This is a genomic window from Actinopolymorpha pittospori (genome assembly GCF_014873875.1).
In the GTDB taxonomy this organism is placed as follows: Bacteria; Actinomycetota; Actinomycetes; order Propionibacteriales; family Actinopolymorphaceae; genus Actinopolymorpha; species Actinopolymorpha pittospori.
Genome location: NZ_JADBEM010000001.1, coordinates 2,006,655 through 2,021,450, shown reverse-complemented (window position 1 = coordinate 2,021,450; position 14,796 = coordinate 2,006,655). Strand labels below are relative to the sequence as shown.

The 14,796-nt window shown below is 72.7% G+C and carries 14 protein-coding genes; 6 read left to right on the top strand and 8 right to left on the bottom strand.

Features of this window, described 5'->3' with window-relative positions; genetic code table 11:
• Positions 1–42: 42 nt before the first annotated feature.
• Entirely contained in the window at positions 43–1,137 is a 1,095-nt protein-coding gene (locus HEB94_RS09520) for a histidinol-phosphate transaminase (RefSeq protein WP_192749555.1), read from the bottom strand.
• Positions 1,138–1,261: 124 nt separating this feature from the next.
• Here HEB94_RS09520 and HEB94_RS09515 point away from each other — a divergent pair, with 124 nt between their 5' ends.
• The 4 genes from HEB94_RS09515 (at position 1,262) to HEB94_RS09500 (ending at position 4,914) form a co-directional block, all read left to right on the top strand.
• Positions 1,262–2,023 (top strand): DUF3159 domain-containing protein, encoded by a 762-nt coding sequence (locus HEB94_RS09515; RefSeq protein ID WP_337917558.1) that lies wholly within the window; start codon positions 1,262–1,264, stop codon positions 2,021–2,023.
• A 284-nt stretch (positions 2,024–2,307) separates the two neighbouring features.
• The gene (locus HEB94_RS09510) at positions 2,308–3,237 is read left to right on the top strand and encodes a PadR family transcriptional regulator (protein WP_238361474.1); all 930 of its coding nucleotides are present in this window, start codon (positions 2,308–2,310) and stop codon (positions 3,235–3,237) included.
• 70 nt (positions 3,238–3,307) lie between these two features.
• The gene (locus HEB94_RS09505; RefSeq protein ID WP_192749553.1) at positions 3,308–3,844 is read left to right on the top strand and encodes an arsenate reductase/protein-tyrosine-phosphatase family protein; all 537 of its coding nucleotides are present in this window, start codon (positions 3,308–3,310) and stop codon (positions 3,842–3,844) included.
• 155 nt (positions 3,845–3,999) lie between these two features.
• Positions 4,000–4,914 (top strand): fructosamine kinase family protein, encoded by a 915-nt coding sequence (locus HEB94_RS09500; protein ID WP_192749552.1) that lies wholly within the window; start codon positions 4,000–4,002, stop codon positions 4,912–4,914.
• 70 nt (positions 4,915–4,984) lie between these two features.
• On the opposite strand, the gene HEB94_RS09495 is transcribed toward HEB94_RS09500, so the two are convergent.
• From HEB94_RS09495 to larB, 5 genes are all read right to left on the bottom strand, one after another.
• A complete protein-coding gene (locus HEB94_RS09495) occupies positions 4,985–6,001 on the bottom strand; it encodes an SMP-30/gluconolactonase/LRE family protein (protein WP_192749551.1) in 1,017 nt (338 codons plus the stop codon).
• Positions 6,002–6,302: 301 nt separating this feature from the next.
• Complete coding sequence (locus HEB94_RS09490) at positions 6,303–8,696, bottom strand: hypothetical protein (protein WP_192749550.1); 2,394 nt, start codon at positions 8,694–8,696, stop codon at positions 6,303–6,305.
• Positions 8,697–8,753: 57 nt separating this feature from the next.
• Positions 8,754–10,001, bottom strand: a complete 1,248-nt coding sequence (gene aroA / locus HEB94_RS09485; protein WP_192749549.1) for a 3-phosphoshikimate 1-carboxyvinyltransferase — start codon at positions 9,999–10,001, stop codon at positions 8,754–8,756.
• A 53-nt stretch (positions 10,002–10,054) separates the two neighbouring features.
• Positions 10,055–11,311, bottom strand: a complete 1,257-nt coding sequence (gene larC, locus HEB94_RS09480) for a nickel pincer cofactor biosynthesis protein LarC (protein ID WP_337917557.1) — start codon at positions 11,309–11,311, stop codon at positions 10,055–10,057.
• Complete coding sequence (gene larB, locus HEB94_RS09475) at positions 11,308–12,138, bottom strand: nickel pincer cofactor biosynthesis protein LarB (RefSeq protein WP_192749548.1); 831 nt, start codon at positions 12,136–12,138, stop codon at positions 11,308–11,310. Before larB ends, larC begins: the two co-directional genes overlap by 4 nt.
• 273 nt (positions 12,139–12,411) lie before the next feature.
• Between larB and HEB94_RS09470 the strand changes: the two genes are divergently transcribed.
• Both HEB94_RS09470 and HEB94_RS09465 read left to right on the top strand, forming a co-directional pair.
• Positions 12,412–13,251 (top strand): hypothetical protein, encoded by an 840-nt coding sequence (locus HEB94_RS09470; RefSeq protein ID WP_192749547.1) that lies wholly within the window; start codon positions 12,412–12,414, stop codon positions 13,249–13,251.
• A gap of 61 nt (positions 13,252–13,312) precedes the next feature.
• Entirely contained in the window at positions 13,313–13,825 is a 513-nt protein-coding gene (locus HEB94_RS09465; RefSeq protein ID WP_192749546.1) for a DinB family protein, read from the top strand.
• A 33-nt stretch (positions 13,826–13,858) separates the two neighbouring features.
• Here HEB94_RS09465 and HEB94_RS09460 read toward each other — a convergent pair whose 3' ends face one another.
• Both HEB94_RS09460 and HEB94_RS09455 read right to left on the bottom strand, forming a co-directional pair.
• Entirely contained in the window at positions 13,859–14,206 is a 348-nt protein-coding gene (locus HEB94_RS09460; protein ID WP_192749545.1) for a VOC family protein, read from the bottom strand.
• A gap of 76 nt (positions 14,207–14,282) precedes the next feature.
• On the bottom strand, positions 14,283–14,795 hold the full coding sequence (locus HEB94_RS09455; protein ID WP_192749544.1) for an SRPBCC family protein: 513 nt from the start codon (positions 14,793–14,795) through the stop codon (positions 14,283–14,285).
• Between the last annotated feature and the right edge of the window lies 1 nt (position 14,796).

The following is a 14,796-nucleotide window of genomic DNA, read 5'->3' as shown; positions in this document are numbered from 1 at the left end:
GCCCTCGCGTCCGACCTGCGTCCTACCCGAACGGCGGGGATTTCAGCCCGGGTGGCTGGCGGCCCAGCGGGTGCCGACCTCGAGCACGATGTCGTTGGCGGCCGGCTCGCCGATGCTGACCCGGCAGCCGTCGCCGGGGAACGCCCGGACGACCACACCGGCGTCCTCACAGGCCTGGGCGAAGTCGTCGGTCTCCGCACCCGCCGGGACCCAGAAGAAGTTGGCCTCCGTCGCCGGGATGCGCAGGCCGGCAGCCCGCAGGCCGTCGACCACCCGGAAGCGCTCCTTGACGAGGACCTCCACCTGCTCCAGGAGGCGGTTCTCGCACGCCAGCGCGGCCAGGGCGGCTTCCTCGGCCAGCGTCGAGACGGCGAACGGCGGGGTGCACGCCCGCAGCGCCTCGGCGACCGGGTCGTGCGCGATCGCGAAGCCGACCCGAAAGTTGGCCAGGCAGTAAGCCTTGGAGAAGGTACGGAGCACACACACGTTGGGGTGCTCGCGGTAGAGCGCGAGGCCGTCGGCCGCCTGCGGGTCGCGGATGAACTGCAGGTAGGCCTCGTCGATCACGATCAGGACGTCGGACGGAACGCGGTCGACGAACTCCGCCAGCTCACGGTGGGAGACCGTGGGTCCGGTCGGGTTGTTCGGCGTACACACGATCACGGCGCGGGTCCGGTCGGTGATCGCCGCGGCCATCGCGTCGAGGTCGTGCCGCGCGTCGGCGGTGAGCGGGACCTGGATCCGGTTGGCGCCGGCCGCCTGGGCCGCGATCGGGTAGGCCTCGAAGGAGCGCCAGGCGTAGACCACCTCGTCGCCGGGCTCACAGACGGCCTGCAGCAGGTGGTAGAGGAGCGCGACCGAGCCCGTCCCGGGCGCGAAGTGGTTGACGGGAACGTCGAGCCGTTCGGAGAGCGAGCCGACCAGCCGACCGCAGGCGAGGTCGGGGTAGCGGTTCATCACGTGGACCGAGGCGCGGACGGCCTCCTCCAGCTCCGGCAACGGGGGGAAGGGGTTCTCGTTGCTGGACAGCTTGTACATCGTCCGCCCCGTCGCGACGGGAGCCGGGCGGCCAGGCTTGTACGACGGAATGCCCTGGAGCGACTCCCGCAGGCGGGGTCCGGTCGATGGTGGAGTCATACCAGTCACTTTAGGGCCCGGGAGTACGCAACGTGTCCAGGCCCGGACGATCAGGCTCGCGACCCGCCCAACGAGCCGCGAGCCAGCTGCCCGGCGGCTCGAAGCGTGCGGCAGTCTTGGTGCCGTGCGCAGCTCCGACGCAGGCGAAGAGGGCGGCCAGGATCACCGGCGCGGGCCGGATGGTCCCGGCAGTTCGGGCGACCCGGACGTGCCGGGCGATCCGGCCCGAGCCCCGGAGCGAGCGGACGACACCGAGCCGGAGTCCCTGGCGGCGGTCCTCGGCGGCTGGCGGGCGTCCACGGACGCGGCACTTCCCCCGATCGCCTTCGTGGTCGGCTGGTTGCTCAGCGACAGCTCGGTCGGTTGGGGCGCGGTCGCCGCGATGGCGGTCGGTCTGGCCCTGGCCGGTTACCGGCTGGCCCAGGGCAAACGGCCCCGCGCCGTCGTGCTCGGCCTGCTCGGTGTCGCGGTCGCGGCCGTGATCGTGCTGCGGACCGGCCGGGCGGCCGACTTCTTCCTGGTCCAGCTCGCGACCAACGCCGCGAGCGCGCTCGCGTGGATCGTCAGCATCGTGATCCGCTGGCCGTTGCTCGGCGTCGTGGTCGGTACGGCGCTGCGGCAGCGCGGCCGGTGGCGGCGGGACCCCGCTCTGCTGCACGCGTACGCCATGGCGTCGTGGGTCTGGGTCGGCCAGTACGTCGTTCGGGTCGCCGTCTTCAGCGTCCTCTACGCCGCCGACGCGGTACTCGGCCTGGCCGTGGCCCGGGCCGCGCTCACCTGGCCACTGGTCGCGGCCTGCGTAGCGGTGAGCGCCTGGGTGCTGCGGCGTTCACTGCCGGCCGATCATCCGGGGTTCCGGCGGCCGCGGGAGCCGGCGAGTACCTAGCAGCCGTTCCACAGGTCCTTCCACAGGTCCTGCCTGACTCGCGGCCCGCCATCGTGCCTGGCCGCGTTCGTCGTCGCGCGTAGAACGCCGCCGCGCACTCCTCCTCGGCGTCGCGAGGTTGTTCGCTCCTGCCCGCGTCCCCGTCACTCCTGCCGCGGGCCGATCTTTCGTCGCGCCCAACCACCTCGATGATCTCTCAGGCCTTGTCGGCGTCGTATCGGCGATATATCGTGAACCATCGATACGACAGAGCGTTCCATCGAGATCCACAAGGAGTGGTTCACATGACACGGCAGATGCCACCTTTCGTCCGGGTCCTTCCGGTCGCGGTTCCGCTGGCCGCCAGGGCCATCCGGGCAGCCAGCCGGTCCGGCTGGGGTCACGCCTACGGCCCGGGCGCCTGGGCGGGTCAGCACGGCGCCGCCCACCACGGTTCGGGGCACCACGACCCCGGGCATCACGACCCTGGACACCACGAAGCCGGCCACCACGAAGGCCACCACGAAGCAGGTCTCGGGTTCGGCGGCCCGGGCTTCGGCCTGGGCGGCGTCGGCGAAGGTCCGCACCGCGGCCGCGGCCGCGGCGGGCGCCGAGGCGGCGGGTTCGGTCCGGGCGGCTTCGGTCCCGGAGGCTTCGGTCCCGGCGGGTTCGGCCCGTGGGGTGGTCGCGGCGGCTGGGGTCCTCCGTTCGGTTTCCCCGGTCGCGGGCCGCGGGCGCGGCGCGGCGACGTCCGCGCCGGAATCCTGCACCTGCTGGCCAGCACCGAGCGACCCATGCACGGCTACGAGATGATCCGCGAGCTTCAGGAACGCAGCGGGGGCGCCTGGCGTCCGAGCGCCGGCTCGATCTACCCGACGCTCCAGCTCCTCGAGGACGAAGGGCTCGTCACCTCCACCGAGGAGGGCGGCAAGCGGCTCTACTCCCTCACCGACGCCGGACGTGAGCACGTCGAAGCTCACGGAAACGCGCCCTGGGAGGAGTTCGTCGAGCCTTCGGACTCACCGTGGCACGAGCTGCGGCGGGCCGGCATGGGCCTGATGGCCGCCGCGATGCAGGGCGCCCAGGCCGCGAACGAGGACCAGCTGCACCGGATCGCCGACACCCTGCGGGAGGCGCGGTCCAAGATCTACCGGATCCTCGGCGAGGACGACCGGCCGGACGACGCCGGCGACTCCGAGGACGACGGCGATGACGACACCGGCACGCGGCGGTAACCCGTTCCACTCACGCGGCCGGACCGGAGCACCGGTCCGGCCGCGCCGAGCCCACGGGCATGCTGGGTGGGTGAAGCTTCCCGAACCCCGTGACGGCGACCCCGGGTCGCCCTACCGTGTCAGCCTGGTCTGCCTCGGCAACATCTGCCGCTCACCGATCGCCGCGGTCGTGCTCCGGCAGCGGCTCGCGGACGCCGGACTCACCACCGTGACCGTCGACAGCGCGGGCCTCGGCGACTGGCACGTGGGCCACCGCATGGACTCGCGGTCGGCGGGCGTCCTGCGGGCAGCCGGCTACGACGAGAACGACATCGACGGGCACCGGGCCCGACAGTTCCAGCGGGAATGGCTCGCCGGGCGCGACCTGGTGCTCGGCATGGACGACTCCAACCTCTCCGCCCTGCGCCGGCTCGCGGCCCCGGGCGAGCGGGAGCGGATCGGGCTCTTCGGCTGGTTCGGCGCCGACGGAGGCGATATCCCGGACCCCTACGACGCCGACGGGCAGGCCTTCGACCTGGTCCTCGACCTGGTCGAAGACGCGGCGACGAAGCTGAGCGACGAACTCGCCCGACTGCTCGACCACCGCGAGCGGGCCACGGGGAACTGACCGACCAGAGAGGCCGGACCGGCGTGACCGGCCGGCGTGGACCCGTTCCGACCCGGCCGGCGACGGGAGCCCGGTGGTCACGGGTCGACATCATTGTCACCGTACAGCTACGGTCCGCCTACGTACCGTGAACGTTGCCACCCTAGTATCGAGCAATGGCCCGGCAGACGAGCATCGCCCATCACGTCGAAGAACTCCTCGACACCGCCGTCGTGGCGACGAACCCCGTGGCGGGCGGAGACATCTGTGTCGCCACCCGTGTCCGGCTCGGCGACGGCCGCAGTGTCTTCGTCAAGGCCCGCCCGAGCGCACCGAGCGGCTTCTTCGAGGCGGAGGCGCGCGGACTGGAGTGGCTGGCCTCGGCCGGTGCGGGCGCGGCGGCCACGCCCGCCGTCCTCGGCTTCGACCGGGAGTGCCTGGTCCTGGAGTGGCTGGAGTCCGGCCGCCCGTCCGCGGAGTCGGCCGAACGCCTCGGCCATGCCCTCGCGCTCACCCACCGCGGCGGTGCTCCGACGTTCGGCGCTTCGACCGACGGCTTCATCGGTCCGCTGCCGCAGTCCAACCAGGAGACCGACACCTGGACGGAGTTCTACGTACGACACCGGGTCGAGCCCTACCTGCGGATGGCGTTCAACCGGGGCCGGCTCGAGGCCGACGAGGCGAACGCGGTCTGCGCGGTCCTCGACCGCATCGAGAAGTACGCCGGACCACCCGAACCGCCCGCACGCATCCACGGTGACCTCTGGTCGGGCAACATCGTCTGGGCCCTCGACGGCGAACCCCGCCTCGTCGATCCCGCCGCCCACGGTGGGCACCGGGAGACCGACCTGGCGATGCTCGCGCTGTTCGGCACGCCGCACCTGGACCGGCTGGTCGCGGCGTACGAGGAGGTCTTCCCCCTGGCCGACGGCTGGCGGGAACGGGTGCAGCTGCACCAGTTGCACCCGCTCCTCACCCATGCCGCGTTGTTCGGTGGCGGCTACGGAAGCCGGGCCGGCCACGCCGCGCGCCTTCTGATGGCGGCGTACGACGAGCGCGCGAGGGGCACCTGCGAGCCGAACGGGACGTGAGGCCGACCCCACGTCCCGTGCGAGTCATCCACTCGCGACGCCGGCTACACCGGCCTGACAGTGCTGGTGGTCACCAGCGCCGGATCGCGACGACGGAGTACTCCGTGGTCGCCTCGGGCGGGGTCGTGAAGCGGGCGTTGGGCAGGTAGAGCCGGCTGCCGAACGCCGCCATCGTGGTGGGTACGTCGAACCGCGGGTCCGTCCTGCGTTGGATGACGCGCGCCCGCAGCCCGGCACGGTCGACCCACAGGACAGCGACGGTGTTCAGGCGGTTCAAGACGGCGTACAACGTGTGGCCGTGCAGCAGCAGGCCGTCGCCGTTGGTCAGGACGTCGCCACCGAGGTCGACCTCCCGCGTACCACCGGTGCGGGTGTCGAGCCGGAACAGTTTCCCGGTGACGGACTGGACGACCAGCAGCCCGGAACCGTCCGGCGTCTCCGTGATCCCGTTGGCGTTCGTGCCCGCGGCGTACTCGATGTCGCCCCGCAGCGGCACCCGCACGACGTCGTCCTGGCTCGGCAGCCGGAGGCGCTTGCGGGGAAGGGCGTAGAGAACGGCGTTGGCGGAGTCGGTGAACCAGGCCGCGTCACGTGTGAGCACGACGTCGTTCACGAAGCTGGTCCCGGTCGCGAACCGGTAGCTCGCCAGGACCTCGCCACTTCTGGTGTCGATGATCCGCGCGTCGCCGCCGGTGCCACCGGCGACGTAGAGCCGCCCGCTCGAGTCGGTCTTCATGCCCAGGGACGGCGTACCCGGGCCGTCGCTGAAGACCTTCCCGCGGCCCGTCCGCAGGGAGGCGTGGTAGATCGAGCCGTCGAGCCGGGACCCGAAGTAGGCGACATCCCCGGGGCCGATCGCGATCCCCTCGGGCTGGAAGCCGTCGGGCAGGGAGAAGTAGGTGGGGAACGGCCGCGAGCCCGACGAGGCGTGGGCCGCGACGTCGGCCGCCGCGCCGGAGTTCGTGGCCGTGTCCGCGCCGGCGGCTGGGGTCGTCGCGGCGAGCGCGGGGTTGGCGACGGTCAGGGCGGAGGCAGCGCCCGCGACGCTGCCCAGAGCGACGGTCGAGAGGAAGGTACGGCGTTGCATGGGTGGTCCCTTCGTTTGCCAGACATGCTGCGTACCGATGGGTCGAAGGGGCTCCGTCGACGCGTCCGAAGAGCTCGGAGCCCTCGTTGGGAACGGTGACGGTCCCGAGCCCGGCTGGTTCCACAGCCGACCGCCGCGGGGCGTCGAGAACTGCGCGCCCGCTCTTCGGCTGGCGGGGCCTCACGCGGCGAACGGGTGGGCAGCGCGTGACACCGACCGGAGGGCGCAGGGCCCGCCCCACGGATCCCGGTCCGCTCGCGAGCACCCGCTCACGGCGCGACCATGATCATCAGGGCGTTCCCTACAGGTTCTCACGGACCCGCGTGGCGGGAGGTTCAACCGAAGATTTCTCCGGGACCTCGGACGGCTCCGTGCTCTGCTCGACCGGTTCCTCGACCGTGCCCCTGTGGGCAGCCTTCTTGTACGCTCCCCCGTCGGTGTCCTCGTCCCTGCCTCCGGTGGACTCCGCGACCGGCTCCTCGCCCGAGTCCGGCGCTGGCTCGTCCTGACCTGCCTCGGCCGGACCCGCCTCGACCGTGCCGACCTCGACGTCGACGGGCATCGGGCTCGGGGCGGTCAGCGCGGCGGAGCGGACCACCCCCAGGACCGCCAGCGGTACCCCGGCCATCAGGACCGCCGCGAGTACCGCGACACCGGAGTCGTTCAGGGCGAAGCCGACCAGCCCGGTGACGAGCACGGCGTGGAGCGTGGGCGCCAGGGTCGGCCAGGTGGCGTAGGCGTCGAGGAGCGCGCGAGCCCGGAACCGCCGGGGGCGCAGGACGAGGGCGCCGATCGCGAGGTAGCCGAGGATGCCCAGCCAGCCGAGCGGTCCGCCGTACGTCACGCTCGCGAGCGTCGCCTCGGCCTTCCGCAGGATCACCGGGGCGGCCTCGCCCTCGATGACGCGCTGGACGAAGGTGCCAAGGTGGGAACGACTCTCCGCCGGGCGAAGCCAGTCGGCCACCGCGGCGGCGCTCACCGCGGCGACGGCGGCGACGGCGATGAGCACGGCTCGGCGGAGGTTCAGCCGGATCCCGGCCACGCCCGCGACCAGGACGGCCACCCCGGGCACCAGGGCGAGCACGCCGCCGAAGTCGGCGCCCCAGCCGGGCCAGCCGTCGACGACCACGGCCGCGAGCCCCATGCCGAGCACGATCAGGACGGCGGAACGGCGGTCCCGGCGCTGGACCCTGCGCGCGGCCAGGCCGCCGGCGGCGACCAGCATGGACGTCGCGAAGATCGCGAACGCGACGTTGCCGAAGCCGAAGAACCGCCCTCCGACCAGGGGAAGGTCGCCTGGGGTGACGAGATTGCCCTGCAGATGGGATCCGGTCATGACGTCGACGCCGAGCACCACCGCGGTGAGCAGCGCGAGCGTCGTCGGCGCCGCCCACGGCGGGTCCTGCGGACTTCGCGCCGCGAGGTAGGCGAGGACACCGGTCAGGACGGCGAGCGCGAGTACCAGCGACTGGGCCGGCAACGTCGAGGTGGCCCACGGGAGCAGGCCGGCGAGGAAGGCCGCGCAGGGCACGGCGCCGGTCACCAGCGCGGCGACCAAGGCGACCCTGCCGGCCCAGTCGTGCCAGACCGCCCGCCGGGTGCGGGCGAGGACGAGGAGGGCGAGGCCGTAGCCGACCACCTGCACACCGACCAGCGCGACGAACACCCACAGGCCGTAGCGGACGACCACGTCGTTCGTGGTGTCGAAGGCCCGCAGCCGCTCCAGCGCGGTGGTCGCGCTCGCCGGCCCGTGGGCGGACTCACCCGTGGTCGTCCGCCACCGGCTGCCGACGAAGCCGTCCTCGGTGCCGATGCCGAGTTCTTCGGTGAGAGTCGGCGACAGGTCGGTGAGCTGGACCAGGGCGTTCTGCCTGGTGCTGCCGCTGGTGAGCCAACTCCGGTCGATGTCGGGGCCGACCGCGGCGGCGAACCGCAGCGCCGTCTGGCTGCTGTGGGGCTCGTCGGAGATGCCGGCCACGAGCACGGTGGCACGCGGGCCGGCGTTCGCCCGCACCTGCGCGACCAGGGCGTCCGCGTGGCGGAGCGCCTCCTCCCGTCCGGCGCCGACGGGCAGACCGCCCGCGTCGATCACGGTGAGGGGGCAGCCGGCACTGGCTCCTGCCGCCGGCGCGCTCGCGCTGAGCACAGTCGGGTCGAAGGTCGGGGTGTATCTGCTGACGATGCCGTGCGCGTTGGCGAGCGCGACCGCCGCGCCTGGGCCGACCGCGGTCGCGCAGGTGCTCTCGCGGCCGAGCTTCGCGCGGAGCAGGCCGAGCTCCGCGCCGTAGCCGGTGGACGCCTGGTCGCGGGCCAGTCCGGCCCAGTCGGCGACGGTGTACTCGGCCGGCTGGCCGGGGCGTGCCGCCCGGCCGGCCTGCCGCGGCGTGACCCTGGGCAGCGGAGCGCACTCAGCGGGACCGGCCGCGCGTTCGCCCGCCGACAGCGTGAGCCACGCGTCGAGCGGGCAGGTGCGGTCGCGGACGGAGCGGACGACGAGGACGCCGGACGCCCCGTCGGCGGCGAGCCTGGCGAGGGCGGGGGTGGCGTGCGGTGAGACGTCCTTGGCGCTCAGGCCGGCGATGCCGACCAGGACGACGACCGGGCGGGGTTGCGGGGCAGCCGCGTCGGCCGTCCCGGCGACCGACAGGACGGTCAGCAGCAGGACGGTGGCGGTGAGCAGTGACCGACGCGACATCGCGTCAAGGCTATGTGGAGTTCGGGACGGCTTGCCCGCGCCGCACCGCTTCCCGGGCTAGGACACGTCCTCAGCGGCCCAGTCGCGCAGGAGCGCGCCCAGCACCTCGTGGAACTCCGGGAACGTCTTCCGGACGCAGCCCGGGTCGTCCAACGTCAGGCCCGGTGTGCGGAGCCCGGTGACGGAGAAGCTCATCGCGATGCGGTGGTCGCCGCGGCAGTCGATCTCCGCCGCGCGGGGGGTACCCGGCCAGATCTGGATCCAGTCCCGGCCCGTCTCGACGCGGACACCGAGGCGGGCCAGGTTGGTCGCGCAGGCGTCGAGCCGGTCGCACTCCTTGACCCTGGTGTTGTAGACGTCCTCGATCCGTACCGGACCGTCGGCGAACGGCGCGATCGCGGCGAGCGTCGGCATCGTGTCGGAGATGTCGCGCATGTTGACGGTGATGCCGGACAGTCGTTCGGGCCCGGTCACGGTGACCGAGTCGGTGCGGAGGCGTACGTCGGCGCCCATCTCCTGCAGGACCTTCGCGAAGCGCACGTCACCCTGGAGCGCGTCGGCGCCGAGCCCGGGCACCGTCACCGTCCGGCCGGTCAGTGCCGCCGCGGCCAGGAAGTAGCTGGCGGTGGAGGCGTCGGGTTCGATGGCGTACTCGGCCGCGCGGTAGGGCTGCGGCGGGACGTGGAAGGTGTCGCCGGACCAGGTGACGTCGTTCCCGAACCGCCGCATCATGGCGAGGGTCATCTCGACGTAGGGCACCGAGACCAGGTCGGTGACGGTGACCGTCAGGCCCTTCTCCGTCAACGGTCCGGCGAGCAGCAGTCCGGTGAGGAACTGCGAGGACAGGCTCGCGTCGAGCGTCAGCGCTCCACCACTGAGGCCAGCACCGGTGACGGTGACGGGGAGGTGCCCCTCCTGCTCGTCGTGTCGGACGTCGACGCCGAGCGCGCGCAACGCTCCCGTGAGCGGTCCGATCGGGCGGCGACGCAACTGCGCCGAGCCGTCGAACCGGAACGTGCCGTGCCCGAGTGCGCCCAGGGTGGGCAGGAACCGGGCGGCGGTCCCGGCGTCCCGGCAGTAGACCTCGGCGCCCCCGGCGGGCGGACCTTGCGGGCTGCCCTCGACGACACATCGGTCCGGTGCCCGGTCGACGGAGTAGCCGAGCGTCGACAGCGCCGTCGCGAACCCCTCGGTGTCGTCCGACCACAGCGGACGACGGAGCACGGTCGTCCCGTCGGCGCAGGCGGCGAGGAACAACGCCCGGGCCGTGATGGACTTCGAACCTGGCACCTCGCCGACGGTCACGCCTCATCCTCTCCTACGGCTGGGACCGCTCTCCCACCGCTCTGACAGCTCTGCTACGACTCCGACAGGTGCTCCTGCGCGGCGGCGAGGGCCTGCGCCAACACCGTCTTGACAGGACGGCCGGTGTGTTCCGCGAGCGCGACCACGTCGTCGTACTCCGGTTGGGCGTTGACCACCTGTCCGGCGTAGGAGGCGATCTTCAGCCGGACCGGTCCGTCCGGCAGTTCGAGGGTGCGGAACTCCCGCTCCAGCGGCTGTTTCGTCACCTCGTGGCTGCGCACGCCGATCGCGGAGGTCTCGGTGAAGATGACGCGGCACACGTCGTCCTGCCGGTCGGGTTCGACCAGGACCGAGAGGGTGTGTGCCGGCCGGCCCTTCTTCATCAGGATCGGCGTGAGCCAGGCGTCGGCTGCGCCGGCGTCGAGGAGGCGTTGGAGGACCGCCGGCCAGATCCGCGGATCGAGGTCGTCCACGTTGGACTCGACGACCAGCTGGGTCGACGTCGGCGGGCCTGCCGGTGACGGCCGGTGCACGTCGGTGGCGAGCTCGCCGACGAGGAGGCGTACGGCGTTCGCGCGGCCCGGTGTCTCCCGGGTACCCGCGCCGAACCCCTGGGTCGTCACCCGCATCGGCGGCTGCGGGCCGTAGCCGGAGGCGTGCGTGGTGAGCAGGGCCGCGCCGGTGGGTGTGCAGAGCTCACCGACCGGGGTGCCGTCGATCTCCCCCGCGTAGGAGGGCGCGCCGGCCGCGGCGAGGAGTTCGACGACAGCGGGTACGGGCACGGGCAGTCGGCCGTGCGCGGCCCGGACGAATCCCGAACCCACCGCGATCGGCGAGACCAGTACCTCGTCCAGGCCCAGGTGGACGAAGCCCGCGCAGACGCCCACGATGTCCGCGATCGCGTCCAGCGCGCCGACCTCGTGGAAGTGGATCGCGTCGGGAGTGGTGCGGTGGACCTTCGCCTCGGCCTGCGCGAGCCGCTCGAACGTCGCGTGCGCCGAACGGCGTACGGCCTCGTCCAGGTCGGCCGCGTCCAGCAGCTTGCGGACGTCGGCCCAGGTGCGGTGGTGGGTGGAGTCGGTGCCCTCCACCCGGGCCAGGGTGGCGCCGAGCCCGTTGCGGACGACTTCCTCGACGCTCAGCCTGATCCGTTCCGGCGCCACGGCGTCGACGGCGTGGGCGATGACGTCGAGGGGTACGCCCGCGCCGACGAGGACGCCGAGCAGCATGTCGCCGCTCGCGCCGGACGCGCAGTCGAGCCAGCCGACCTTCGTGGCGGTCGGGTGGTCGGTGTGGGGCGCGTTGCTCACCGGGCGGCTCCGTTCGCGCTGTCGCGGGTCTGGCCGGGGGCCTGGTCTTGGGTCTGGTCGTAAGACTGGTCGGGGGTCGGCTGGTCGGCTCTCGGGCGCGCGGCCCGCCTGGCCACCCGCGCCGCGAACACGCCGGCGCCGAAGCCGTTGTCGATGTTGGAGACGACGACACCGGGCGCGCAGGAGTTCAGCATCCCGAGCAGGGCGGCGAGGCCGCCGAACGAGGCGCCGTACCCCACACTCGTCGGCACGGCCACGAGGGGTACGCCGGTGAGTCCGCCGACCACCGACGGCAGCGCGCCCTCCATCCCGGCCACGACGATGAGACAGTCGGCGTCGTCGAACTCCTCCTTCGCCGCGAGCAGCCGGTGTACGCCCGCGACACCGACGTCGGTGATCGTGCGGACGCCGGCGCCGAACGCCTCCACCGTGCACACGGCCTCCCGGGCCACGCGCGCGTCGGACGTACCGGCGGCGAGGACGCACACCAGCCCGGCCGGCGCCGGCAGCGGGCCGAGCGTCGCAGCTCCGGCCACCTCGTCGATCCGCGCCTGCGGAAAGGCCTCGCGGACCATGGCGAGCGCGGTCGAGTCCAGGCGGGTCGCGAGGGCGGCGCGGTCGGGGTGTGCCGTGTGAAGGTGACGCAGGAGGTCGACGACCTGGTCGGGGGTCTTGCCGGCGCCGTAGACGACCTCCGGGTCGCCGGTACGGGAGAGCCGGTCGGTGTCGAGCCGCGCGTAGCCGAGGTCGACGTACCCGTGCCCGGCGCCGTTCTGCCCCGCGGGTTCAGGTTGGCGGCCGGAGGGGGCGTTGTCGCTCGATGTCATGGCCCGACCCTAAGTCCGGGCCCGGTGTCGGCGCGCTCCGGGAGCCCGCTTGCCCGGGCGCCCGCCCTGGGCAAGTCCCATCGCCGGCCCCAGCCAGATCCCCATGATCATGATCACGGGGAACGAGGGGTGTCGGTGGCGGCTGGCAGGCTGAGCACCCCGGCCGGTTCCAGCCACCCGGTGCAGCCGGCGCGGATCCGCCCATCGCCGCAGGTGAGGGGCCCCGTGAGCGGTCTCACCCAGTGACCCGCGGAGGTTGACATCCTCGAACACGTGTTCGAGGATTCAAGGGTGGTCGGATCCCTGGAGGCGCGCACCCTCGGTGCGCTCGACACGGCGCGGACGCCCAAGCGTTCCGCAGCCGACCGGGCCGCCGTCCTCGCCGAGCTCCGAGCCGAGCTGGCCGCCCGGCCGACCACCGCCGGGGTGGCCGGCCGGGCCGTGCCCACTCTCCCCGCTCTGCCCGCGTTCGTCGACCTGCTGCCCGACCGGGGCCTTCGTCGCGGCGCGAGTTACACCGTCGAAGGGTCCACCATGCTCGGCCTCGGCCTGGTCGCCGGCGCCTCCCGAGCGGGGTCCTGGTGCGGTCTGGTCGGAATGCCGACCCTTGGTGCCGAGGCCGCCACCGGGCTGGGCGTCGACCTGAGCCGGCTCGCCCTGGTCCCCAGCCCCGGTCGGCAGTGGTTGGGTGTGGTCGCCGCGCTGATCGACGTACTCGACGTGGTGGTCATCCGACCACCCACCCCGGCCTACGACGCCGAGGCGCGCCGACTGGCCGCCCGGGTCCGCGAGCGCGGTGCCGTCCTCGTCGTCCAGGGATCCGACTGGTCCGGGTCCGAGTTGCGGCTGTCGATCACCTCGAGCACCTGGCACGGGCTGGGCTCCGGGCACGGACACCTGACCTCCCGCGAGGTCACCGTCGAGGCCACCGGACGCGGCACGGGTGGCCGACGGCGTACCTCCCGGCTGTGGCTGCCCGACCAGGCCGGCGGCATCAGCCCGGCGCTCACGGCCAGCCCCGTCAGCCCGGTCACCACCGACGCCGCGACCGTCGACACCCCCGACGGAGACGTGATTCCGTTCTCCGAGCGCCGGCTCGAGCGGGTGAGCTGAGGCGCCGTCCGACCCGAAAGCCCGATGCGAGCAGGAATCCCCGGAGATAGCGTCAGCGCCCATGACGCCTCCCCGGATCCGCCCACCCCTTGTCGCCGACGAACGGACCCAGCTCATCGGCTGGCTCGAAACCCAGCGCGCGATCGTGCACTGGAAATGTGAGGGGCTGTCCGACGTCGACGCCCACCGGTCCGTCCTTGCGACCTCGCCCCTGATGACGATGGCGGGGATCGTGTCCCACCTGCGTTGGACCGAGCAGATGTGGTTCGAGGTCCTCTTCCTGGGACGGCCGGCCGACGGGCCGCAGTTCAGCGAGGATCCCGAAGACGCCGACATGATGGTCGAGGGTCTCCCGCTCGCCCGGCTGCTGGAGGAGTACGGCCAGCAGTGCGCGCTGTCCAACGAGATCGTCGCTGCCCATTCCCTGGACGACGTGGGCAAGCACCCCGACTTCACCTCGGCCGGCGCCACCCTGCGCTGGATGGTGATCCACATGGTGGAGGAGACCGCCCGGCACCTTGGTCACCTCGACACCATCCGGGAACTCCTCGACGGCGAGACGGGCTACTACTGACCGTCCCGACAGGGGAGTCGTGGCCGTCCCCGCTCAGGTGGAGGGGTTCTCGATGACCGTGATCCGGTTACCGCTCGGGTCGGTCACGGGCGCCAGTTTCGCGTTCTTGTCGGTGATGGTCACCTTCCCCAGGGCGATGCCGCGCCCGGCGAGTTCGGCGGTGTGAGCGTCCAGGTCGTCGACGGCGAAGTTCAGCGCCGTGTGGCCGGCGTGGTCGCGGTCGAGGTGGACCTGGACCCAGGCGGTGTCGGTGAGATGCCAGTCCGCCAAGGCGGGCATGGGGCGGGCGTCGGCCGGTCGGCCGAGGAGGCGTTCGTACCACGCGAGCGACGCCTCGAAGTCGGCGACCGGGACGGCGGCGAGGACTTTGGTCAGGGACATGGTGTGGTTCCTTTCCGGTTCGAAGGCCTGGGATCGTCGTGCTTGGTGGGTCAGCGCGTCGCGAACGCGCACCGCGCTAGGTCGTTTCCAGTTCCGCGGAGAGGGCGTCGAGCCAGGTGCTGGTGCCCTGTTCCCGCCAACCCGGCGGTTCCTGCCCGTCGAGGTAGGTGCCCTGTTCGGTCAGGAGCAGGTGGGTTCCCTCGCCGCTGGAGTCGAACCGCACAGTCGTCAGCGACACCGTGCTCAGGCGGTCGTCGGCGTACAGCGCGGAGACGTAGACGATCCGGCGAGCGGGCACGATGTCGTGGTAGACCGACTCGAACCGCAGCGTCGGGTCCCCGCCATCACCGGGGCGGAGCACCCGCTCCCGACCACCGGGGCGGAAGTCGAGGTCGTGTTCGCTGTCGGGGCCGGCGAACCAACGCGCCTTGGCGACCGGATCGGCCCACGCAGCGAAGACCCGTTCGGGTCGTAGGGCGTAGGCGCGTTCCAGGCTGAACGTCGAGTGCAGTGTGGAGGGCGACTCCGCCTCGGGTGTCGACTGCTGGTTCGAGTGCGGGTTCGGGTGCGGTACGGAACTGCCGGTCATG

Excerpts from the sequence above, each read along its gene's own strand:
- HEB94_RS09465 (WP_192749546.1), top strand. The coding sequence starts at position 13,313 with ATGACGCCTCCCCGGATCCGCCCACCCCTTGTCGCCGACGAACGGACC.
- HEB94_RS09500 (WP_192749552.1), top strand. The coding sequence starts at position 4,000 with ATGGCCCGGCAGACGAGCATCGCCCATCACGTCGAAGAACTCCTCGAC.
- larB (WP_192749548.1), bottom strand. The coding sequence starts at position 12,138 with ATGACATCGAGCGACAACGCCCCCTCCGGCCGCCAACCTGAACCCGCG.
- HEB94_RS09490 (WP_192749550.1), bottom strand. The coding sequence starts at position 8,696 with ATGTCGCGTCGGTCACTGCTCACCGCCACCGTCCTGCTGCTGACCGTC.
- HEB94_RS09460 (WP_192749545.1), bottom strand. The coding sequence starts at position 14,206 with ATGTCCCTGACCAAAGTCCTCGCCGCCGTCCCGGTCGCCGACTTCGAG.
- HEB94_RS09510 (WP_238361474.1), top strand. The coding sequence starts at position 2,308 with ATGACACGGCAGATGCCACCTTTCGTCCGGGTCCTTCCGGTCGCGGTT.
- HEB94_RS09455 (WP_192749544.1), bottom strand. The coding sequence starts at position 14,795 with ATGACCGGCAGTTCCGTACCGCACCCGAACCCGCACTCGAACCAGCAG.
- HEB94_RS09520 (WP_192749555.1), bottom strand. The coding sequence starts at position 1,137 with ATGACTCCACCATCGACCGGACCCCGCCTGCGGGAGTCGCTCCAGGGC.
- HEB94_RS09495 (WP_192749551.1), bottom strand. The coding sequence starts at position 6,001 with ATGCAACGCCGTACCTTCCTCTCGACCGTCGCTCTGGGCAGCGTCGCG.